The organism is Leclercia adecarboxylata (assembly GCF_006171285.1).
Taxonomy (GTDB): Bacteria; Pseudomonadota; Gammaproteobacteria; order Enterobacterales; family Enterobacteriaceae; genus Enterobacter; species Enterobacter barmai.
In genome coordinates this window covers 1749332-1771013 of record NZ_CP040889.1, presented here as the reverse complement: position 1 = coordinate 1771013, position 21682 = coordinate 1749332, and the positions used below count along the sequence as shown (strand labels likewise).

The 21682-nt window shown below is 61.0% G+C and carries 23 protein-coding genes and 1 pseudogene; 6 read left to right on the top strand and 18 right to left on the bottom strand.

Going from position 1 to position 21682, the window contains the following annotated elements; translation table 11 throughout:
* Position 1: 1 nt before the first annotated feature.
* Genes FHN83_RS10290 through FHN83_RS10225 form a run of 14 tightly spaced genes read right to left on the bottom strand, consistent with a single transcriptional unit; the run spans position 2 to position 12080 of the window.
* Entirely contained in the window at positions 2-586 is a 585-nt protein-coding gene (locus FHN83_RS10290) for a DUF3261 domain-containing protein (protein ID WP_419146417.1), read from the bottom strand.
* Complete coding sequence (locus FHN83_RS10285) at positions 586-2901, bottom strand: MMPL family transporter (protein WP_139563782.1); 2316 nt, start codon at positions 2899-2901, stop codon at positions 586-588. The genes FHN83_RS10290 and FHN83_RS10285 overlap by 1 nt, the downstream gene beginning before the upstream one ends.
* On the bottom strand, positions 2870-3475 hold the full coding sequence (locus FHN83_RS10280) for a LolA family protein (RefSeq protein ID WP_139563781.1): 606 nt from the start codon (positions 3473-3475) through the stop codon (positions 2870-2872). The genes FHN83_RS10285 and FHN83_RS10280 overlap by 32 nt, the downstream gene beginning before the upstream one ends.
* Positions 3472-3894 carry an acyl-CoA thioesterase gene (locus tag FHN83_RS10275; RefSeq protein WP_039032484.1) on the bottom strand — a complete coding sequence of 141 codons (423 nt, stop codon included), beginning with the start codon at positions 3892-3894 and terminating at the stop codon, positions 3472-3474. The genes FHN83_RS10280 and FHN83_RS10275 overlap by 4 nt, the downstream gene beginning before the upstream one ends.
* 3 nt (positions 3895-3897) lie before the next feature.
* Positions 3898-5589 carry a glycosyltransferase family 2 protein gene (locus tag FHN83_RS10270; RefSeq protein ID WP_139563780.1) on the bottom strand — a complete coding sequence of 564 codons (1692 nt, stop codon included), beginning with the start codon at positions 5587-5589 and terminating at the stop codon, positions 3898-3900.
* Positions 5580-5933: a hydroxymyristoyl-ACP dehydratase gene (locus FHN83_RS10265; RefSeq protein ID WP_039032486.1), complete on the bottom strand. Its 354-nt coding sequence runs from the start codon at positions 5931-5933 to the stop codon at positions 5580-5582. Before FHN83_RS10265 ends, FHN83_RS10270 begins: the two co-directional genes overlap by 10 nt.
* Positions 5920-7266 (bottom strand): acyl-CoA synthetase, encoded by a 1347-nt coding sequence (locus FHN83_RS10260; protein ID WP_139563779.1) that lies wholly within the window; start codon positions 7264-7266, stop codon positions 5920-5922. Before FHN83_RS10260 ends, FHN83_RS10265 begins: the two co-directional genes overlap by 14 nt.
* A complete protein-coding gene (locus tag FHN83_RS10255) occupies positions 7259-7834 on the bottom strand; it encodes a hypothetical protein (protein WP_139563778.1) in 576 nt (191 codons plus the stop codon). The genes FHN83_RS10260 and FHN83_RS10255 overlap by 8 nt, the downstream gene beginning before the upstream one ends.
* A gap of 6 nt (positions 7835-7840) precedes the next feature.
* Positions 7841-8095: an acyl carrier protein gene (locus FHN83_RS10250; RefSeq protein WP_039032489.1), complete on the bottom strand. Its 255-nt coding sequence runs from the start codon at positions 8093-8095 to the stop codon at positions 7841-7843.
* A gap of 13 nt (positions 8096-8108) precedes the next feature.
* Positions 8109-8366 (bottom strand): phosphopantetheine-binding protein, encoded by a 258-nt coding sequence (locus tag FHN83_RS10245; RefSeq protein WP_039032490.1) that lies wholly within the window; start codon positions 8364-8366, stop codon positions 8109-8111.
* The gene (locus FHN83_RS10240; RefSeq protein WP_039032491.1) at positions 8341-9162 is read right to left on the bottom strand and encodes a lysophospholipid acyltransferase family protein; all 822 of its coding nucleotides are present in this window, start codon (positions 9160-9162) and stop codon (positions 8341-8343) included. The genes FHN83_RS10245 and FHN83_RS10240 overlap by 26 nt, the downstream gene beginning before the upstream one ends.
* Positions 9159-9881: a beta-ketoacyl synthase chain length factor gene (locus tag FHN83_RS10235; RefSeq protein ID WP_139563777.1), complete on the bottom strand. Its 723-nt coding sequence runs from the start codon at positions 9879-9881 to the stop codon at positions 9159-9161. Before FHN83_RS10235 ends, FHN83_RS10240 begins: the two co-directional genes overlap by 4 nt.
* A gap of 58 nt (positions 9882-9939) precedes the next feature.
* Positions 9940-11001, bottom strand: coding sequence for a methyltransferase (locus FHN83_RS10230; RefSeq protein ID WP_139563776.1), 1062 nt, complete (start codon positions 10999-11001; stop codon positions 9940-9942).
* A gap of 5 nt (positions 11002-11006) precedes the next feature.
* Complete coding sequence (locus FHN83_RS10225) at positions 11007-12080, bottom strand: AI-2E family transporter (RefSeq protein ID WP_139563775.1); 1074 nt, start codon at positions 12078-12080, stop codon at positions 11007-11009.
* A 108-nt stretch (positions 12081-12188) separates the two neighbouring features.
* Here FHN83_RS10225 and FHN83_RS10220 point away from each other — a divergent pair.
* Positions 12189-13428 (top strand): annotated as a pseudogene (locus FHN83_RS10220) (MFS transporter).
* A gap of 4 nt (positions 13429-13432) precedes the next feature.
* Here the strand turns inward: FHN83_RS10220 and FHN83_RS10215 are convergent.
* Both FHN83_RS10215 and FHN83_RS10210 read right to left on the bottom strand, forming a co-directional pair.
* The gene (locus FHN83_RS10215; RefSeq protein ID WP_039032494.1) at positions 13433-13990 is read right to left on the bottom strand and encodes a DcrB family lipoprotein; all 558 of its coding nucleotides are present in this window, start codon (positions 13988-13990) and stop codon (positions 13433-13435) included.
* 72 nt (positions 13991-14062) lie between these two features.
* The gene (locus FHN83_RS10210; protein WP_139563773.1) at positions 14063-14728 is read right to left on the bottom strand and encodes a 7-cyano-7-deazaguanine/7-aminomethyl-7-deazaguanine transporter; all 666 of its coding nucleotides are present in this window, start codon (positions 14726-14728) and stop codon (positions 14063-14065) included.
* 171 nt (positions 14729-14899) lie between these two features.
* Here FHN83_RS10210 and tusA point away from each other — a divergent pair, with 171 nt between their 5' ends.
* From tusA to FHN83_RS10190, 4 genes are all read left to right on the top strand, one after another.
* The gene (gene tusA / locus FHN83_RS10205; protein WP_139563772.1) at positions 14900-15142 is read left to right on the top strand and encodes a sulfurtransferase TusA; all 243 of its coding nucleotides are present in this window, start codon (positions 14900-14902) and stop codon (positions 15140-15142) included.
* 229 nt (positions 15143-15371) lie between these two features.
* Positions 15372-16343, top strand: coding sequence for a TRAP transporter substrate-binding protein (locus FHN83_RS10200; RefSeq protein WP_039032497.1), 972 nt, complete (start codon positions 15372-15374; stop codon positions 16341-16343).
* Positions 16344-16355: 12 nt separating this feature from the next.
* Positions 16356-16865 carry a TRAP transporter small permease gene (locus tag FHN83_RS10195; RefSeq protein WP_138370730.1) on the top strand — a complete coding sequence of 170 codons (510 nt, stop codon included), beginning with the start codon at positions 16356-16358 and terminating at the stop codon, positions 16863-16865.
* 10 nt (positions 16866-16875) lie between these two features.
* The gene (locus FHN83_RS10190; RefSeq protein ID WP_139563771.1) at positions 16876-18162 is read left to right on the top strand and encodes a TRAP transporter large permease; all 1287 of its coding nucleotides are present in this window, start codon (positions 16876-16878) and stop codon (positions 18160-18162) included.
* A 146-nt stretch (positions 18163-18308) separates the two neighbouring features.
* Here the strand turns inward: FHN83_RS10190 and zntA are convergent, their stop codons facing one another.
* The gene (gene zntA, locus FHN83_RS10185) at positions 18309-20495 is read right to left on the bottom strand and encodes a Zn(II)/Cd(II)/Pb(II) translocating P-type ATPase ZntA (protein ID WP_139563770.1); all 2187 of its coding nucleotides are present in this window, start codon (positions 20493-20495) and stop codon (positions 18309-18311) included.
* Between the two features lie 72 nt (positions 20496-20567).
* Complete coding sequence (locus FHN83_RS10180; RefSeq protein WP_039032500.1) at positions 20568-21194, bottom strand: lysoplasmalogenase; 627 nt, start codon at positions 21192-21194, stop codon at positions 20568-20570.
* A 128-nt stretch (positions 21195-21322) separates the two neighbouring features.
* Between FHN83_RS10180 and FHN83_RS10175 the strand changes: the two genes are divergently transcribed.
* A complete protein-coding gene (locus FHN83_RS10175; RefSeq protein WP_139563769.1) occupies positions 21323-21682 on the top strand; it encodes a DUF2500 domain-containing protein in 360 nt (119 codons plus the stop codon).

Genomic DNA, 21682 nt, shown 5'->3' with positions numbered 1-21682 from the left:
CTCAGTCATCCAGATATTGAATGGTGATGTGGTAGTGGAACACATGCTGTTCGATGCTGATCGGCTCGCGCTTGCCTTTGCGCTGCAGGTAGACAATCTCCGTCACCAGCCTGCCGTCGGCATTGCGCAGCTCACGCCGGTCGCCTTGATCCTTTAACGTCCAGCCTTGTGGCAGCTGCGGCAGCCAGGCGCTGACCGGCCAGTGGCTCAGCATCACGTCCGCCAGCACCTGGCTGGCCGGAGGCAGTTCTGGCGCAACAATCGACTGTTCAGTATGGATGCCCGTTTCATTATAGGTGGCGAGGAACAGACGGATACCCACCGACGACAGCCCGGCCAGCGTGACCTTCTGCGCGTCGGCATTGAGCATCACCAGCAGCGACTGGGTTTTGCCATTAACGCTGGCGGTCAGCAGCTGCTGGGAGCTCAGCGCCGGGGTAATACCCGGCGGCGGCAGCGTGACCCGGGTGCCCGGCTGGAGCCAGGCCTGCGGGCGGGTATCGTCACGCTCCTGGGCATTGTGGCTGCAACCGGCCAGCAGCAGCGCGCCGATCAGAGCGGCGGCGCGGTAAAAAGGGGTGATCATCATGTTCTCTCTTTTTTGTCTGGCATCGCCAGCGGGGCCAGCAGAAAGGCGGTGAAAATCCCGCTGACCAGCACGATCCCGAAACTGCTGATGGCCTGGGTGGCGCTGAAGACCAGCATGCCGAGGGTCAACAGGGTGGTCATCATCGCCAGGCTGATGGCCAGCATCGAGGTCAACGGCGTACCGCGCGGGTTGTTGAAGAATAGCGTGTAGTTGATGCCGATGCCGAGGACCAGCACCAGCGCCAGAAGCGAAAACAGGTTAACCGGATGGCCCGTTAGCGTCAGCGCGGCCAGGCCGCAGCCCAGCGACAGCAGGGAGGGCACCAGGGTAATCAGCCCCTTGCGCCAGCCGAGTCGCAGCATCGCGCCACAGGCAATCACTCCCAGCGCGACCGCCAGCAGGCCGGTCAGCACGTTGCGGTAGAGGGCAAACAGGCTGTCGAAACTCGCCTTGCGATCCACCCACACCACGCCCGGATGTTGCTCCGCCAGCTTGCCCAGCGCCGGGCTGTTTTTCACCCCATCCACCGTCACCAGCACGCCGCTTTCGCCGTTGGGCAGGGTGAGCCACAGCAGACGCCAGCCTTCACTGGCGGGGCTGGCAAGCCAGGTTTTGACGTCCACCGGCATCGGGCGCAGATCCGGCGATACGGCGGTCAGCCCGGCGCTTTGCAGCACCTTAATCACCGCCGGGGCCGCTTCACGCAGCAGGGCCAGATCGCGCGCCTGCTGCGCCCGCGAGTTCAGCGGCAGGCTGCGCCAGGATTTAAGCTCACCCGCCTGCTGCGCCCGGGCCAGCGCCGGGGTAAAGGCCTCCAGCCGCTCCAGTGTCTGCTGGGCCGAGTCGCCATGCACCACGAACCATTTTTGATCGACGCCCTGGCCGGTAAGCGCCGTGATGGCTTTCTCCTGGGCGAGGATATCCTGCGGCAGGGCCTGGAGCTGGGCGATATCATCATCGATGCGCAGCGTAGCAATCCCTGCCACAGCAACAAGCGTAAGCGCCACCGGCAGCCCCACCGACAGACGTCGGTGGCGCCATGCCGCCAGCCAGCGCCGCATCGGGGTTTTCAGCGGCACCGGGCGCACCGGTAAGCCGCGACAGAGCCACGGATGCCAGAAGATCGCCGTCAGGCATGAGGCACTCAGCCCCGCGGCGGCAAACACCGCCATCTGGCGAATGCCCGGGAACGGCGCCAGCATCATAATGAGATAGGCCGCCACGGTGGTAAGCAGCGCCAGCACCAGGGCGTTGCGCACCTTTACCAGGCTCTGCCAGGGTGAATGCTGATCCCCGTGAACCATCCGCTCGGTCAGGTAATAAAGGGTGTAATCCGCCGAGATGCCGATGATGCTCATGCTCATCACCAGGGTCATCAGATGCAGCTCGCCAGAGAGCAGCAGGGTCGCCACCGTCCCCGCCAGCGCGCCAATCGCGATGGAGAGCAGGCACAGCAGGAGCGGGCGCAGGGAGCGGAATACCGCCACAATCAGCAGGATCACCCCGAGGATAGTGGCCACGCCGAGCGTGGAGATGTCCCGTTTCGCCTGCTGGCTGGCGTAGTCGCTGTAAAACGCCGTCCCGCGCGACAGCAGCTGCGCCTGCGGGTAGTGCGTTTTGAGCTGGCCTTCGAGGTCGTGGAGAGTGGTCACCAGCCGGTGGGTTTGCTGCATATCGAACGACGAACCGGACAGCTCGCCGTGCAGCAGATACCAGTAATTTCCGGCCTCGTCTTTGGTCACCAGCCAGCCGTCCATCAGCCGCAGCTTCTGGCTGTTTTGCGCCAGTGAAAGCTGCGAGCCGCGCATCAGCATCAGCGGGTCGTTTTGCAGCTCTTTGCCGCTGACGCCGGAGAAGGCCGAGTACAGCTGGGACAAAATCCACTGGGCCTGCGCCTCGCCGCCGTTTTGCAGCCGCGTGCGGGTGGCGGGGTCGATCAGGCCGTTACGGTGCTGCCAGAAGAACTCGCCCCAGGCCTTCTGCCCGGCGGCGTCCATCGGCCCTTTCACCTTGCGCAGGGAACCTGACTGCTGCAACAGGCTCAGCCACTGCTGGGCCACCTGCGGGTCGGGCCGTTTGCCGGGGCTGACCAGCCACACCAGCTGCCTGTCGAGGCGTTCGATAAAGCCGTCGTTCAGGGCCGGGGGGATCGCCCCGAGGCTCTGTTTGGGCAGCATCGCCAGCACGCTGCTGTTGAGCCGCGCCCCGGGCAACAGCGTGAGCAGCACCCCCAGCAGTGCCAGGCAGATCAGCGCCCAGACCAGCGCCGGGCGACGGGAATTACGGTGCGGCAAAGCGTTGGCGTTCGGCATCGGTCAGGCTGGCGGGCGTGAGCTGGTGGCGGGATAGGGTGATATCGGTGCGGTCGCCCTGCTTGTCGTTCAGCACAATGGACTCCAGGTAGGTCGCGCCACCCAGATCCATCGAGGCGAAAATCTTGTCCAGCGGCGTGGTGGTGGGGGTCAGCACCAGCGACCAGCGGCCATTACCGAGGTCTTTAAAATCGATGCGGAAGTTCTCCTCCAGTACCTTGCGATCGGCCTGGAACAGGGCGCGCAGCAGATGGTTGAACTGGAACATCTGCGGATTATTGTCGGCGGTGATGGTCTGCGGCGGCTGTCCATTGATGGTCTGCACCATCCGCTTGTCGTCCAGCAGCAGCGTCATCGGAAAGGGCGCTTTTTGATCCCACAGCAGGCCGTTATCCCGGGCGATCAGCATCTCGCCGCTGGAGCGCAGCGGCTGGGGCAGGTCCTTGATGGTGCGGGTCTGCTCAAAGTGGGCGCGCACCACCGGCTGTTCGGTAAAGCGTTGCTGCAGCTCATCCAGCGTCACGGCGCTGACCCACGGGCTGACCAGCAGGGCAAGCAGGGGTAACCACTTCATGGCGTCACTCCCATGCGCTCGAACAGCACGGCCGGGCTGACAAAGCAGAGCTCGCGGCTCTTCTCCTCTACCGCCACCTGAATGGTGTAACCGGTGGTGGTTCGCTTGCCGCTGGCGGCGTCAAAAATCTGATAGACAATGCGCAGGCGGTTCTCGAACTCGTCGATATGGGCCCGGACGCGGATGCGCTGCTCGAAGGTCAGGACATCGCGGTATTTCACCCGGGTATCCACCACCGGCCAGAGATAGCCGGACGCTTTCATCTGGCGATAGCCATAATCGAACTGGTTGAGCAGGGCCTCGCGGGCGACCTCAAAATAGCGGAAATAGTTGCCGTGCCACACCACGCCCATCATATCGACGTCGTGAAACGGTATGGTCAGCTCTACTTCAGTGGTAAAGCGGGGATCGGTCAGCACCCTTTACTCCTTCTCTTTGGCATCCGGCAGACGCCAGAAATCGAAAAAATTAAACCAGTCGAGCGGGGCCTGCAGGGCATAGTGCTCCAGCCGCTTAGCATAGCGGTCGACGGTCTGCTGTAACGCCTGCTGGCGCTCGCCGCGCGGTAACAGCAGCGGATCGGCAAAGTCTTCGCAGTGGATATGCAGCTTCTGCTGCTGGCGCAGGGCGAAGATCAGCACCACCGGGCAGCGCATCAGCGAGGCGAGGATAAACGGCCCCTCGGGGAACGGCGCGGGCTGGCCCATGAATTCGCTCCACACCACGCGCCAGTTGCCGCCGCGCTGCGGATCGACGGCGATCCGATCCCCGACGATCGTTACCCACTCCCCGCGATCGATCTTCTCTTTCAGCAGGATGGCGGTTTCCGGGCCGATGTCGGTCACCGGGATCAGGTTTAGTCCGGCCTGGGGGGCCATCTCCTGCATGATCTGTTTGAAACGCTGGGCGTTATCGCTGAACACCAGCGCATTGACGGTTTTGCCCCCTTTGATCTGGGCCAGGGCGCGGCACGCCTCGACATCCCCGAGATGGGAGGCCAGCAGCAGCTTGCCCTGCGGCACGGTCAAATCGAGCTTTTCCCGGGCGCCCGGCGCAAAAAGTATGTCCCGGTCCAGTTTGAGTTCGCCCTGCCAGCTGGCGACTTTGTCCAGCATCGCATTGCCAAAGCGCATGAAGTGGAAAAAGCTGTTCAGGCGCGCGGGCTTTGGCTGCTGGCGCTGGGCCAGCGTCTCGCTCACCCGGGCGATCCACTGCTGCGACGCCTGCCGCGCCGGACGGGCGGTAAGCCAGTAGACGGCAATCACCGGCCACAGCAGAAGGGTAAAGGCCCGGCGGCCCAGCAGCTGCCAGACCCGCAGCATCAGGCGCATGCCGTACAGCCCTTTCACCTCCTGCTGCTTCGCCCAGTGCTGAGTGCGGCGGCGGAACAGCAGAGAAGGGATGCGCGGCAGCATGCCGCAGAACAGCCGGGTGTGCATCCACGAGATACGCAGGTTGTCGTGCAGGGCATCGAAATGGGAGACGCCATTCTCGGGGTAGGTCACCCGGGTGGGCAGGAAATAGCTGGTATTGCCCTGCCAGTAGAGGCGGACCATCACTTCGGTGTCAAAATCCATCCGCTTGCCAAGGGGCACGCTGTTTACCAGCCGTAGCGTGGGGGCTACCGGGTAGACCCGAAAGCCGCACATGCTGTCCTTAAGCTGTAATGACAGGGTTTCGATCCACACCCAGACGTGGGTGACCCAGCGGCCATACAGGCGCGAGCGGGGGATCGAGGCATCAAAGATTGGCTGGCCGGAGATCAGCGCCGTCGGGTGGCGTTCGGCCAGCGCCAGCAGCCGGGGAATGTCCTCCAGCGCGTGCTGACCGTCGGCATCCACCTGCACCGCATGGGTAAAACCGGCCCCGGCGCAGACCTTCAGGCCGCGGATCACCGCCGCGCCTTTGCCGCTGTTGTGGGTCAGCCGCACCAGCGTCATCTGCGGATCTTCGGCGGCCAGCCTGTCCAGTTCCTGACGGGTGCTGAGGTCGCTGCCGTCATCCACCACAATCACCGGCAGCTGATAGGGCGCCAGGCAGGCCAGCACGCTCGCCATTGTCGCCCCGTGGTTGTAGCAGGGGATCAGGATGCAGGGGCGGAAGGTTAACGGCACAGGCGAATCTTCCCGCTGCTGGCCGTGTGGCGCGCGTCGCCATCGTGGCGCTGATAGCTGAAGGTGAGCATCTGGCGCTCCGCGTTCCAGTCGAGGAGCAGCGTCACGGTGGCGTCAGGCAGCAGCGGTGCCTGGAACTTCACGTTCTGAATGCTGTGAAAACGGTACTCCGGGGCCAGCAGCGTGGTGGCGTAGTGCATCACCCAGTCGAGCTGGGCCACGCCCGGCAGCAGCGGCTGCACGGCAAAATGGCCCTGGAACCAGAACAGCGCCGGGTCGAGGTGCAGGACGATCTCAAGATGCTGAGGTTGTGCCTGATGGCGCCCGATTTCATGGATCTTCATGAAATAACTCCTGTAACTGCGCATAGACACGCTTGTTCATACTGTTCACCGGCATCTCATCAACAATGCGCCAGTAGCGGGGGATGGCGACCGGCTCCAGCCACGGCCGCAGGGCGCGTCGCCAGGCGAGGATCTGCGTTTTACTGCTGCGCTGGCGAGCGGCTTCGCTCAGGACCAGCAGCACGCCAATCCCCTGTCGTCCGCCGCGGGTCACCGGCAGCGCCGCCGCCTCGCGGATGCCGTCCAGCGCCAGCAGACGCTGCTCGATCTCATTGAGCGAAATGCGCTTCTCTTCGATTTTCACCACCCGGCCCCGGCGGCCGACAATGCTGAACTGGCCATTATCGGCAAACTGCAACCTGTCGTCGAGCAGCACGCCGTCCGCATCAATCAGCAGGGAGCTGACGCGCAGGGCGTCATTATCGCGGGTAAATATGACACCCGGAAAAGGCTGCCAGAGATCCGCCTCCGCCTGACGATAGCGCCAGGCGAGCACCCCGGTTTCGCTGCTGCCGTAAATTTCATCCGGCCACAGCCCCAGCCAGCGCTGGGTTTCACAGGCTGCTGCCCATTCCAGCACGCCCCCGGCCGAAACCAGCACCGCGACGGGCGGCGGAGCAAGCTGTGGATCAAGCCGCTTCAGAAACGCCGGGCTGCTGATGAACAGGTAGCGCTTATCGCCCTCCAGCGCCGCCAGCTGCTCGGCGTAGGCGAGCATCCCTGTGTGTAGTACCAGCCCCAGCGCCATCGGCAGCACGATACGAAACGTCAGGCCGTAAAGATGCTGCGGCACCACCGAGGAGACGACGGAGCAACCCTGAATTCGCTCCCCGAAGCGGGCCGCCAGCAGGCGGGCTTCCTGGTCAAGCTGGGCGATGGTTTTGCCTATCCGCTCGGGCACCCCGGTCGAACCGGAGGTGAACAGCTCGATAACGCGGGCGTCTTCAATAAGCGGCAGCGGCGTGAAGGTGGTGGCACGGCGACAGGCAGAGCTGACCACCAGCAGGGGACCACTGACGTTAAGCGTTCTGTCGCTCAGCACGCCGCTGAACAGCGCCTTTTGTTCGTCGAGCTGCGATTCGCGGCTGTGGCCGGGCAGCACCGGGGTTTTGCCCGCGTGCAGGGTCGCCAGCAGGGCGACGATAAACAGATAACTGTCGTCAAAGCAGAGCGCCCAGCGCTCGCCTTCCTGCTGCTGTAAACGAGCCATCAGGGCGTGGACGTCGTAGCGCAGCTCCCCCAGCGTCCAGCGACGATCGCCGGACCAGGCGACAGGGGTGTCGTCCGGGCGGGGGGCGTTCAGCCACTGGTTCAAAGGCAGAGGGTTATGCATCTTTTTTGATCCGCTGACGTACCAGCCACTCGCATGCCATTAAGGTTCCCATCAGGATGTAGGCGATCATGCCGTTCCACAGCGTCCAGAGCCGCATATCCCCGTGCAATACGGTGAACAGCGCCACGCTGCCGTTAAAGATGAAAAAGCCGCACCATACCCGGGTCACAACGCGGGTATAGCGCACCCCGGCAGGGGGTAAGTTGGGTTCACGCAGGCGCGCCAGCCGCTCGACCAGCGGCATCGCCGTCCACAGCGAGCCGCCAAACACCGCCAGCATCGCGAGGTTCACCACCACCGGATAGAGCAGCAGCCAGTGGTGCGCCTTCAGCAGGTAGCTGGCCGCGCACAGGGCGATACCCACCAGCGCCACGCTCTGGATCACATAGCGCAGCGGCCCGGCGTTGCGCCGCGCCTGGTAAAAACGGCACAGCAGCAGGATGGCCATCAGCGGCAACAGCCAGTGCAGGTTGTTGTGCGTCAGCCCAAAGCCCACCAGAAAGGGCCAGCCGAGCAGCATCAGCCCCGTCAGCAGCGGGATCGCCGGAAATGACTTGCCGCCACGCATGAGGTATCAGGCTTCGCGCAGCAGTTTTTCTACCGCATCCACCACGTCCTGCACGGTACGCACCGACTTGAAGGTTTCCGGTTTGATGCGGGCACCGGTGCGCTTCTGCAGATGCACTACCATGTCGACGGCGTCGATGCTGTCCAGCTCAAGATCTTCGTACAGGCGCGCCTCAGGGGTGATGTCATCGGGCGCAACTTCAAACAGGGTGATCAGCAGGGAGGTCACTTCCTGATAAACGGATTTTTGTTCAGTCGTCATGTTCAGTTCAATCTCAGGCGCGTTGGGCAGTAATGAAAGAGGCCAGGGTGGCAACGGAATAGAAGTGCTGACGCATCTCTTCGCTTTCGGCAGATAACACCACGCCGTACTGGTTTTTTACCGCCAGACCCAGTTCAAGGGCATCGATCGAGTCGAGCCCCAACCCATCGCCAAACAACGGGGCATCCGTATCGATATCCTCTGCGGTCAATTCGTCCAGATTCAGGGTCGTAATAATAAGATTTTTAATTTCCAGGTAGAGCGCTTGCATCATTAATTCCTGACAAAGATTGAAGACCGGCTGTTAAGCGATGCTGCAGGTGCCGGTTGAGCTGTCTGGCCGCCAGAGCGGGCTCCTGAACTGCTGCATCGTAAAAATCATTAATATTCACCCGCTCACGGACATCGACCGTGAAAAAGGGTTTGTTCGGCGGTATGTCATACCACCGGCTCTGTTTATCGAGCAGATGCTCGCTGCAGTGGATCAGCACCAGCCGCAGGTCGCTGGCGCACCGCACCGCAATGTTCGCCGCGCCGCGCTGCAGGGTAATGGCTTTTCCCGCCTGCGTGCGCGTCCCTTCCGGGAAGATCAGCAGGGTGTCGCCCTGGCTCAGCCGCTGCTGACAGGCGCTCAGAAGCGTGTCGGCCTCGCTGTTGATCAGGTAATCCGCCGCCCGGATCGCCCCGCTGAGAAAGGGGTTGCGCAGCAGGGCGCCTTTCACCAGGCAGTCGGTTTCCGGCATCACCGAGGCGATAAGCACGTAGTCGATCAGCGTCGGATGGTTCGCCACCACCAGACAGCCGCGCTCCTGGCGCAGCACGTCGAGATTGTCGAAGCGGTAATCCAGCACGCCGAGCGCGCGCGCCACGGTTAAAAACGTCCGGAAGCTGGCGGCAATGCTGCGTCGGGCGAGGCGACGACGACGGGCGCGATCCCGCTGGACCAGGTTCAGCAGGTTGAACCACACCAGGGACAGCAGCAGCCCGCCCACGCCAAACAGCACGAAGCACAGACCGGTCATCACCAGCCGCCAGCCGCGGCTCAGCGCCGCCCGGACAGCGTTCATGCCCGCGTCCACTGCCACCGCAGGCGCTCGCCAGGCACCGCAAACTGCGCATCGTCACCCAGGTAGTGGCGCAGGAACAGCAGGCTCTGCGGCAGGGGGAGCTCTTCGTCGCAGCGGGCAGGGCGGGTTTCGCAGCACAGGTCGTTACCGGCCTCGATAACCAGCGCCAGGGCATAGGGCCAGGCGGGCATCTGCTCTGGAAGCGAAGGGCGGTAAAAGTCGGGCAGGGCGCCGTCGAAATCCACCATCAACACCCGCTTATACCCGGCATGCAGCAGGCTCAGCACCTCGCACAGCCCCTGCTGGAAGGTGTCCATGCCGGCGGAGAGCGACGAGGAGACAATCGGCTGACGCGCGGCGATGGTGAGATTGCCCACCGCGGAGTTGTGCACCGACATGGCGAAGTCGGTGGGGGAGACATCCTGCCCGGTCGCCAGGGCATGCAGGAGACGATAGTTACGCTCCAGCTCGCCATGACGGCTGGTGTAGACCACGGCGTCGATGGCGTGCTTTCTCACCATCGCCATCCCGCACTCCACCGCCAGCTTGCTGCCCGAGCTCAGGCGGCGGGCGGTCATCATCGGCAGTTCGGACAGTTTGGCCTGCGGCGCAGCAGGATCGATGGCGTGCAGACCCTGTGACCATGCCTGCCACTGACTGGCATCACAAAGGCCTGGCGCTCTGGCTTGCCAGTCGAGAATGTTAAGTGCAAATTTCATCTGCGCGCGTCCGCGAAAACCCGTCATCCGGTAGCGCCGCCAGGATCAGGCGGCGTTATTAGTCATTTTTCTGGCAAATCAACAGGGTGTGGCCCACTCCGAGATTGTCATGCCGCTCTTCTACCCGGAATCCTGCTTGTTCCAGATAGTGATAAAATTTCTCTGCGCTGTAAAAACGGCTGTTGCCGTTCGCCATGCAGGTGAAATAGAGCGAGGTGGCGTTCAGGCTGAAGGCGGCCGCTTCGAATCGTTGCGCATCCCAGAACGGTTCCAGGATGCACAGGCGGGCACCCGGCTTCATCACCTTCGCCACGTTGCTCAGCAGGGTCACAATCTGATCGGGAGAGAAGCAGTCCAGAAACTGGCTCATCCACCAGACATCAGCGTCATCCGGCAGAGCAGCGTCGCTAAGCATATCGACAGGATGGAACCCAATACGATGAGATAATCCTGCTTTTGCGATATTTTCCTGGGCCAGTGCAATTTGCTGCGGCAGATCGAGCAGCGTAACGGCGACATTTTCATCGTATCTACAGCAGCGTAGCGCCCATTTACCCGTATTGCCGCCGACATCGTACAATTTTGTCGGCTTGCTTGCGAATATAAGGGGCAACGCGGCGTCGAATGCGCCGTCGGAATAGAAGTGATCGAACGCAAACCAGCTCCGTCGCGCCTGGTCGGGCAGGGCAGAGAGCGCCGGATAAATGGTCGGCCAGTCGCCAAAGACCGCAAGCCCCGCCGGTCTCTCCGCTTTCAGGGAATCGGCAAGGTGAAACAGCCCCTGGTAGCAAACGTCCTGGGTGAAATCCATGTTTACGCGGGTCATGCTGTCGTGCAGCAGATAGTGGCCGATTTTCGCCAGATAGTAGCGGCCGTCGCTGTGGGTCACTATCCGCCCGCTTAACCCCATATCCAGCAGAACCCCGACGCCATAGTCGCCGAGGGTGCTGTTGGCCACGATCTCCTCAAGCGTCGCGCCGCGCTGGCCCTGTTGGTCCAGCCAGGCGAGTACCCCGGAATTACGCAGGCAGAGCGCGGTCTGGAACAGCATCGGGGCAAAGGCGATACGTTGCGCTTCAGTGATAGCCTCAAGCGCGCTGAGGCTGTCTTTTTCGTACATGAATGTTATCCCGGTAGCCTGCTTTTCGGTCTGCCTGGCCCGAGCAGGATCGCCAGTTTGCTCCCGCCCTTGGTGGTCTCCATCCAGATCTTACAGACGCTGGTGAGCGGCACGGACAGTAACATTCCTACCGGACCGAGTAACCAGCCCCAGATCAATAACGACAGAAATACCACCAGGGTGGACATCCCCAGCCGGTGGCCCATCATGCGCGGCTCGACGATATTGCCCAGCACCATGTGGACCACCAGGAACAGCGCGCCCACCATCATGCATTCGTAAAAACCGTTAAACAGAAACGCCTGGATCATCGGCGGCACGGCGGAAATCACCGCCCCGATGTTGGGAACATAGTTCAGCAGGAAGGCCAGCACGCCCCACATCAGGGCAAACTGTACCCCCAGCAGCGCCAGCCCCAGCCAGACGATGGCCCCGGTCCACAGGCTTAACAGCGTTTTCAGCGCCAGATAGTGGGAAACGCCCTTCAGCGCGCGGTGTAAACCGGCGATATGGATCTGCGGATTATTGAGGGCGAAACGCATTTTGTACGGCACGTGGCGCACTTCAAACAGCATAAACACCACGGTCATCACCAGCAGCAGGATGCTGGCCATCGCCCCGGACAGCTGGGTCATCAGCGCCGTGGCAAAGGTCATCACCTTTTCCGAGTCCATCCGTCTCAGCATGCGCTCCGGGGAGATATGCAGGTTGAGGAACGGGAACATCTGCTGCAGATCGACAATCTTGCGCGTCAGCTCTTTGTTGTATTTCGGCAGCATGGCGGCAAATTCATTGAGCGAGGCCGCCAGCACCCCAAACAGCGCCGTCAGGCCAATCAGCATCACCAGCACCACAATGGTGATGGCGACAGGACGGCTCACCCCCCGGCGCAAAAACCAGGTGACGAGAGGGTTAAGGACGATGGCGAAAAAGAGCGCCAGCAAGAGCTGTACGAGAATATCTGCTGCGGCGTGAATGCCTGCCAGGATGATGACCAGACAGGCCAGCTTCATCAAAATATGGAGACCCGCTTTATCAGTGGGCGGAAGACCCGTTTTATCGGGTGGTGTGATGATCATGGTTTTTCCTCTTATAAGATGCTCATAAGTGTAGTGCGCGCGCGGCGCTTCGGCTGACGCTGTTATTCTTAAAGTCACTGCTGCATTTCTGCCCCTGGCATGGTAATAGTGAAACACTGTTGTAAAAATTCTGGTGAACCTGATGCCCGAACCTGCCGCCGAACCGGCACTGAGTGGATTACGCCTCAACCTGCGTATTGTTTCCGTCGTTATTTTCAACTTTGCCAGCTACCTGACCATCGGCCTGCCGCTGGCCGTCCTGCCGGGCTATGTGCATGACATCATGGGCTTTAGCGCCTTCTGGGCGGGCCTGGTAATCAGCCTGCAATACTTCGCCACCCTGCTAAGCCGCCCCTATGCCGGGCGCTATGCCGATCTGTTCGGGCCAAAAAGCATCGTGGTGCTGGGGCTGTGCGGCTGCTTCCTCAGTGGGGTGAGCTATTTTCTCGCCGGACTCACCAGCGGCTGGCCGGTGGTGAGCCTTGCGTTGCTCTGTTTTGGTCGGGTGATTTTAGGCGTCGGGCAGAGCCTTGCCGGCACCGGCTCCACCCTGTGGGGCGTGGGCGTGGTGGGAGCCTCGCACATCGAGCGGGTGATCTCCTGGAACGGGATTGTCACCTACGGGGCGATGGCGATGGGGGCCCCGCTGGGCGTGCTTTGCTATCGCTACACCGGCCTGAACGGGCTGGCGCTGACCATCATGGGGGTAGCGCTGCTGGCGATATTGTTCGCCCTGCCGCGCCCGAAAGTCAAAGCCAGCAAGGGCAAGCCGATGCCGTTTCGCGCGGTGCTGGGGCGCGTCTGGCCCTACGGTATGGCGCTGGCCCTCGGCTCGGCGGGCTTTGGGGTGATCGCCACCTTCATTACGCTGTTCTACGCCGATAAAGGCTGGGACGGGGCGGCCTTTGCGCTGACCCTGTTTAGCTGCGCCTTCGTCGGTACGCGTCTGCTGTTCCCGAACGGCATCAACCGGCTGGGCGGGCTGAATGTGGCGATGATCTGCTTTGGCGTCGAGATTATCGGCTTGCTGCTGACCGGCATCGCCGGGGAGCCGTGGGTGGCGCGGATCGGGGTGTTCCTCGCCGGGGCAGGTTTCTCGCTGGTCTTCCCGGCGCTGGGCGTGGTGGCGGTAAAGGCCGTGCCGCAGCAGAATCAGGGCGCGGCGCTGGCGACCTATACGGTGTTTATGGATATGTCGCTGGGGATCACCGGGCCGCTGGCCGGGCTGGTAATGGCGTGGGCCGGCGTGCCGGTTATCTATCTGGCAGCGGCGGGGCTGGTGGCGGTGGCGTTACTGCTGACGTGGCGGCTAAAAAAATGGCCTCCGGAGGAGGCCATTTCATCGTGATAACTTACTGAATCACGAGGGTATTGATGATGTTCTCTGCGGCGGTCTGCGCTTTCTGCTGATCGTCAGCAGGCAGCGTGATCTGCAGGGTCAGCAGCTTGTTGTCCACTTTTCCCAGCACCACGGAAGAGTAGGCGGTCTGGCCTTTGGCAGAGATGATGCTGTCCAGCTGCTGCAGGTTGTGGCCTTTCAGCTCGATGGTTTTGTTGGTGACCACCTGCAGCTGCGGGTCGCGGCTGCGCTGCTGATCTTCCAGACGTTTCGCCAGCACGCCCAGGTCTTCGCTGGTGTCGTCGCCGACGATCACAATCACCGCTTTTTGCCCGGTGGCATCGGAGTAGACGTGCATGTTATTCGACTGGGTGCCCAGCTTGCCGCTCTGATCGGTCATATCCGCAGGCAGCGAGAAGCTGAGTTTGCCATCCATCAGGCTGACCGGCTGACCCGTGGCATTGCTTTCAGCAGACGCACCCTGAGCAGGCGTTTTGGTGTCGCTGTTGTCACAAGCAGCAAGCCCCATCACCAGCAGGCCAATCCCGACATATTTAACCAGATTGCGCATTGAATTCTTCCTTTCGATAAACGGCCATAACGGCGCATCTGCTCATCTTAACACAACTGTTCAGGGGAACCCTTAACCTGCCCGCAATGCTGAGATTTCAGATTTATCCGCGAATCTTTTCAGCAACATATTCAGCAGCACGCCGTACATCGGCAGGAAGAAGACCAGGCTGATAAGCACCTTGAAGGCGTAATCCACCAGCGCGATTTCCATCCAGTGTTCGGCCATAAAGGCATCCGGGCTACGCCAGAAAGCGATAAAGAAGAAGGCCAGCGTATCGCTGACGTTGCCAAACAGCGTGGAGGCGGTCGGTGCCATCCACCAGCGATGGTTCTGGCGCAGGCGGTTAAACACATGCACGTCGAGGATCTGCCCCAGCGCGTAGGCCATAAAGCTGGCGGCGGCGATACGGGCGACAAACAGGTTAAAGTGCGCCAGCGCCCCGAAGCCCTGCCAGCTTCCCATGTAGAACAGCGAGGAGATCACGTACGAGACAAACAGCGCCGGCAGCATGACGGCAAAAATAATGCGTCGGGCCAGAGGTGCGCCAAAGATACGGACGGTGAGGTCGGTCGCGAGGAAGATAAACGGGAAACTGAACGCGCCCCAGGTGGTATGAAAACCAAAAATGGAGATCGGGAGCTGCACAAGGTAGTTACTGGAGGTGATCACCAGCAGATGAAAAAGCGAAAGCCAGAACAACGCTTTTACGCGCTGCGATTGAGAGAACTGCGTCATATTGTGACCTTTTTGATTAAAAATTTGGGGTGAGGGAACCCAATAAAACCGCCGCATCATACTGCTTTCACTATGCTTTGCAACGGCTAATTTTTACGCAATCGTTAACCTGGTTTGCATTGCCCGGTCCGGGGCGTAAACTACTGCCGTTTTTATCTGGACGAGACGACGATGACCGATCTGTTAACCCACCCGGACCACACCCTTGATGCCCAGGGCCTGCGCTGCCCGGAACCCGTCATGATGGTGCGCAAAACCGTGCGCACGATGCAAACCGGCGAAACGCTGTTAATTATTGCCGACGATCCGGCTACCACCCGCGATATTCCCGGCTTCTGTACCTTTATGGAACATGAGCTGCTGGCGCAGGAGACCGCGTCGCTGCCGTATCGGTATCTTATCCGCAAAGGCTAATGCCATTTTGCCCGGCGGCGCTTCGCTTGCACGGGCCTACGTGTAGGCCGGGGGTAGGCGCAGCCGCCACCCGGCATGACCGCCGCCACAAATTTAAACCACCATTTCATTTTTTAGCGCTTTTTGTGAAGTGCTTCACCCACGTTTTCCAGGCAGTAGGCTAGTTTTGAAGCGTTAATAATTAAAACAACGTTCCGATACTCACCCTCACTACCCTGGAGTTGACTCAATGAAAACGACCCTCAAGCCGTTGCTGGCTGCTCTGTGCCTGTCAGCTTTTGCTGCCTCCGTCTCTGCGCAAACCATTAAAGCCGCTGATGTGCATCCCGAAGGCTACCCCAACGTGGTGGCGGTACAGCATATGGGTGAAAAACTCAAACAACAAACCGACGGCAAGCTGGATATCAAAGTCTTCCCGGGCGGCGTGTTGGGTGATGAGAAGCAGATGATCGAGCAGGCGCAAATGGGCGCCATCGACATGATCCGCGTCTCTATGGCGCCGGTTGCGGCGATTCTGCCGGATATCGAAGTCTTTACCCTGCCCTACGTTTTCCGCGATGAAGACCATATGCACAAAGTGATCGACGGCGATATCGGCAAATCCATCGGCGAGAAGCTCACGAATAACCCGAAATCCCGTCTCGTCTTCCTCGGCTGGATGGACTCCGGCACCCGTAACCTGATCACCAAGAACCCGGTGGTGAAACCTGAAGATCTGAAAGGGATGAAGATCCGCGTTCAGGGTAGCCCGGTGGCGCTGGCCACGCTGAAAGATATGGGCGCCAACTCGGTCGCGATGGGGGTCAGTGAAGTGTACAGCGGCATGCAGACCGGCGTTATCGACGGCGCAGAGAATAACCCACCGACCTTTATCGCCCACAACTACATGCCGGTTGCCAAAAACTACACCCTCAGCGGCCACTTTATCACCCCGGAAATGCTGCTCTACTCCAAAGTGAAGTGGGACAAGCTGAGCGCCGACGAGCAGGAGAAGATTAAGACTCTGGCCCGTGAAGCCCAGATGGAGCAACGCAAACTGTGGCAGGAATACAACGCCCAGGCGCTGGAAAAAATGAAGGCCGGCGGCGTGCAGTTCCATGACATCGACAAGGCCGTCTTTATCAAAGCGACAGAGCCGGTGCGCGCCCAGTATGGCGAGAAGCATCAGGATCTGATGAAAGCGATCGCTGACGTTCAGTAAGCCGGAGTCTCTATGTCCGAACTTTATCTAAAGTGGATGGACCGTCTCTACCTGCTGGCGATGGCCGTAGCCGGGCTGTCGCTGCTGGTGATGACTATCGTTATCCCCATTGGCATCTTTTCGCGCTACGTACTCAACCGCGGTGAGTCGTGGCCGGAGCCGATTGCCATTATCTGCATGGTGACGTTCACCTTTATCGGCGCGGCGGTGAGCTACCGCGCCGGCTCGCATATTGCGGTGAATATGCTTACTGACAGATTACCGGCTTCACTGAAAACGCTCTGCGCGCGCGCGGTGGATCTGCTGATGCTGGCGATCTCGGGGATCATGTTCTGGTACAGCTACCTGCTGTGCATTGAACTCTGGGAGCAACCGGTGGCGGAGTTCCCGATCATGACCTCCGGCGAAAGCTATCTGCCATTGCCGATCGGATCGGCGGTGTTAATCCTGTTTGTGCTTGAGCGCCTGATGTTTGGCTCTCAGGAACATCGCCCGGTCGTCCTGATCGGCAACCACAGTTAAGGGGTGAACAATGGATGCATTTGTTTTGTTATTCACCCTCGCCATTCTGCTGGCGCTGGGGATGCCGGTGGCCTTTGCCGTCGGCTTAAGTGCCGTGGCCGGTGCGCTGTGGATTGACCTGCCGCTGGAAGCGCTGATGATCCAGATAACCAGCGGGGTGAATAAGTTCACCCTGCTGGCGATCCCGTTCTTTATCCTCGCCGGGGCGATCATGGCGGAAGGGGGGATTGCCCGCCGTCTGGTGAACTTTGCCTACATCTTTGTCGGCTTTATTCGCGGCGGGCTGTCGCTGGTGAATATCGTCGCCTCGACCTTCTTCGGCGCGATTTCCGGCTCGTCGGTGGCGGATACTGCCTCCATCGGGACCGTGATGATCCCCGAGATGGAGAAGAAGGGCTATCCACGCGAATACGCGGCGGCGGTGACCGCCAGCGGTTCGGTGCAGGCGATTTTGATCCCGCCCAGCCACAACTCGGTGATTTACTCGCTGGCGGCCGGGGGGACCGTCTCCATCGCCACGCTGTTTATCGCGGGCGTGCTGCCGGGGCTGATCCTCGGGTTAAGCCTGATGGTGCTGTGCCTGGGCTTTGCCCACAAACGGGGTTATCCAAAAGGCGAAAGGGTGCCTTTTAAACAGGCGCTGAAGATCTTCTTCGATGCCCTGTGGGGGCTGATGACGGTGGTGATTATCCTTGGCGGTATCCTGTCGGGGATCTTTACCGCCACGGAATCTGCGGCGGTCGCCTGTCTGTGGGCATTCTTTGTCACCATGTTTATCTATCGCGACTACAAGTGGAACGAGCTGCCGAAGCTGATGTGCCGCACGGTGAAGACGGTAACCATCGTGATGATCCTGATTGGCTTTGCGGCGGCGTTTGGCGCGGTGATGACCTACATGCAGCTGCCGATGCGGATCACCGAGTTCTTTACTTCACTCTCGGATAACAAGTACGTGATCCTGATGTACCTCAACATCATGCTGCTGCTGATTGGCACCCTGATGGACATGGCGCCGATCATCCTGATCCTGACCCCTGTCCTGCTGCCGGTGACCAATTCGCTGGGCATCGATCCGGTGCATTTCGGCATGATCATGATGGTTAACCTTGGGATCGGCCTGATTACCCCGCCGGTAGGATCGGTGCTGTTTGTTGCCAGTGCGGTGAGCAAGCAGAAGATTGAGGTGGTGGTGCGGGAGATGCTGCCATTCTACGGCATGTTGCTGGTGGTGCTGGGGATGGTGACCTACATTCCGGCGATATCGTTGTGGTTGCCGAGGATGTTGGGTATGCAGTAGTGAAAATGCCGGGCGGCGCTGCGCTTGCCCGGCCTACGGTTCGAGGACGTTGTAGGCCCGGTAAGGCGCAGCCGCCACCGGGCGTTTTACGGCCAGTGCAAATGTTTTGTAGGCCCGGTAAGGCGTAGCCGCCACCGGGCGTTTTCTTACCGACGACGCAACAACCGCAACGCGTTCGCCGTCACTAACACCGTCGCCCCGGTATCCGCCAGCACCGCCAGCCACAATCCCGTTATTCCCAGTAGCGTGGTCACCAGGAAAATCCCCTTTAACCCCAGCGCGATAGCGATGTTCTGCCGGATATTGGCCCGGGCGGCGCGGGAAAGAGCAATCATCTGCGCCAGCCCGGTCAGGCGGTTGTGGGTGAGCGCCGCGTCGGCGGTCTCCAGCGCCACGTCGGTGCCGCTGCCCATCGCGATCCCAATCGTAGCTGCCTTCATCGCCGGGGCGTCGTTGATCCCGTCCCCGACCATCGCCAGCGGCGCTTGCGCATTCAGCGCCGTCACCGCCTGCACTTTATCGGCGGGCAGCAGGCCAGCGCGGAAGTCCAGCCCCAGCTCCCCGGCAATGGCGGCGGCCGCGCGCGGGTTATCCCCGGTCAAAATCACCCCGTTGACCCCAAGCTGGTGCAGGGCCTGAACCGCCTCCTTCGCATCCTCACGCAAAGTGTCGCGCAGGGTAATCAGCCCTTTTGCCACGCCATCCTGCACGAGCATGACCACAGTTTGTCCGGCCTGCTCAAGAGACGCGATTTGCGCCGTCAACGGCGGGGCAGGGAATTTATCCGCCGCACAAATCAGGATCGTGCTGTCCGCTACCCTGGCCTCGATGCCCGAACCCATCAGCGCGCGCTGGGCACTCGCTGCCGCAATCGTCAGACTCCGGGCCTTTGCTTCACGCACAATTGCCTGCGCCAGCGGGTGGGTGGAACCTTGCTCCACCGCCGCCGCCAGCGCCAGCAGATCGTTTTCGCTGATGTCGAGAGGATAAACGCCCGTCACCTGCGGCTTGCCGACCGTCAGAGTGCCGGTTTTATCAAAGGCCACCTGCTGCACCTGCGCCAGCTGCTCCAGTGCCGCGCCGCCCTTAATCAACGCGCCACGTCGCGCCGCCGCCGCCAGCCCGGAGGTGATGGCCGCCGGGGTGGAGATCACCAGCGCGCATGGACAGCCAATCAGCAGCAGGGTCAGCCCCTTATAGATCCAGCCCTCCCACGGGGCGCTGAACAGCAGCGGCGGCACCACGGCCACCAGCAGGGCAACCAGCATAATCACCGGGGTATAGATGCGGCTGAAACGGTCGATGAAACGCTCCACCGGGGCGCGGCGCTCTTCGGCCTCTTCGATCAGCTTCAGGATGCGGTCGATGGCGCTGTCACCGGGTTCGGACAATACCCTCAGCTCGACCAGCCGATCGACGCTGGTGGCGCCTGCCGGGACTTTTTCACCCGCTGCACGGTCGACCGGGATGGATTCGCCGGTCAGCGCGCTTTCGTCAAAGCTGGCCGCGGCGGTAAGCAGCGTTCCGTCAGCGGGCAGACGGCCCCCGGCGGCGACTTCGATCACATCCCCCGGACGCAGCGCGGCAATGGGCACGGTTTTGCGCTCGCCGTTAATCACCTGGGTGGCGGTCTCGGGCTTCAGCGCCATCAGCGCGCTCACCCCTTTACGCGCCCGGCTCGCCGCCCAGCCTTCGAGCCGCTCGCCAATCAGAAACAGCAGCAGCACCATCGCCGCTTCCGCCGTGGCGCCGATAAACAGCGCCCCGATGGCGGCCACGCTCATCAGCGTTTCGATGGCGAACCAGCTGCCGCTTTTCATCAGGCGCAGCGCCTGACGGGCTACCGGCCATAGCCCGACGAGGGTGGTGGCGATAAAGGCAAGGTTGCCGAGCGGGTGGTTGAACTGCGTAAGGCTCCAGCTCAGCGCCATCAGCACCACCAGCGTGATGAGCGGCAGGTTATCGCGCAGCAGGGAGGTTTTTTCGGCCGGGGTGTTTTCGTTGCGCAGGGTGTAGCCCGCTTTCACCACTGCGGCCTCGACCTGGGTGCTGACGTTGCTTGCCGCATCCACCAGCAGTTTTTCCGTGGCAAACAGCACCTGGACATGATTCACGCCCGGCACCTGGCGAACGGCGGTTTCTACTTTGCGGGCGCAGGCGGCGCAGTCCATGCCGTTGACCACCCAGCTGTAACGCTGGCCGTCTTCGGGCGGCACGGTTTCGGCCTGCGGCGCAGCGTGATCCACGGCGCAACAGGCGTCTTTAGCGGGAAGGGGGGCAAGTTTAAGCGCCGAGAACTGCGGCACTTTTTTCGGTGTTTCTGGAGTCGACATGGCACTCTCCGGCAATGATAATTTTCTCATTAACCGCAGTATGCACTCTGGAGTCGACTCCAGAGTCAAGCGTTAAATATAGAGCGAACGCACAATCAGGAAGTGCCCGGCAAAGTAGCACGCGGCGGCAATGGCGTTATCGGCGCGGAAACGGCGACGATAGTGGCTCCCCAGCCAGACGATATTGCCCAGCAGCAGGAGCGTAGCGCCGATGAAGGCCGACAGCGCCGGAGCCGTTGGACGGAAGAACCACAGTTCGCCCGCAAGCCACACCATCACCAGGGTCATGGCGATAAAAGTACACACCGCCCAGCGCAGCTCTTCCAGACGCGACCAGATCACCGCGATCAGCAGCGCGCCAATCACCAGCAGCGCCAGCGGCAGCGGCCAGAAGAAGGAGAGCGTCATCTGGCTGGCAAAATAGATGGTGTAGAGCAGGTGGGATAAGAAGAACGCCCCCACGGCATACAGTAGACGCTGGCGCGGCAGCAGAGTCAGGGCATCGCCTGCCAGCGAGGCGCAGAGCCCGGCGAGTACCAGGTAGCTGATCGCGTTAAACATCGGCGCCTGCCAGGCCAGCAGCAGCAGGAGCAACAGGGTGACGGGTTTAAAAAGCCAGCGCTGCCAGGCAGGGCCGCGGTAGGACGCATCGACATACAGCCATGCGGAGAAACAGACAGCGATAAATGACCAAAGCATATTAAGTCCCTGTATCTGTTATTGTTGAATAAACAGTTTCACTTCAGTGTAGTGGTGCAGACGGGCCAATAGCAATGCCTGACGCGGCACGCTATTCTGATTTCAGCCTGGTCTTATAGGATGGTCTAATGAGCAAGATGCCGCTCTTTTTTATTATCGTGCTGGCGATTATCGTCGTTGCAGCGTCATTTCGCTTTGTGCAGCAGCGCCGGGAAAAGGCCGATAACGACGCCGCGCCGCTGCTGCAAAAGCGGGTGGTGGTGAGCAATAAACGGGAAAAAGCCCTCAACGACAGGCGCTCGCGCCAGCAGCAGGTGACGCCTGTCGGCACCACCATGCGCTATGAAGCGAGCTTTAAGCCGGAAAGCGGCGGTCTGGAGATGACCTTTCGCCTCGACGAGAAGCAGTACCATCAACTGACGGTGGGGGATAAAGGGGTGCTGAGCTACAAGGGATCGCGGTTTGAGGGGTTTGATCCGGCGCCGTGA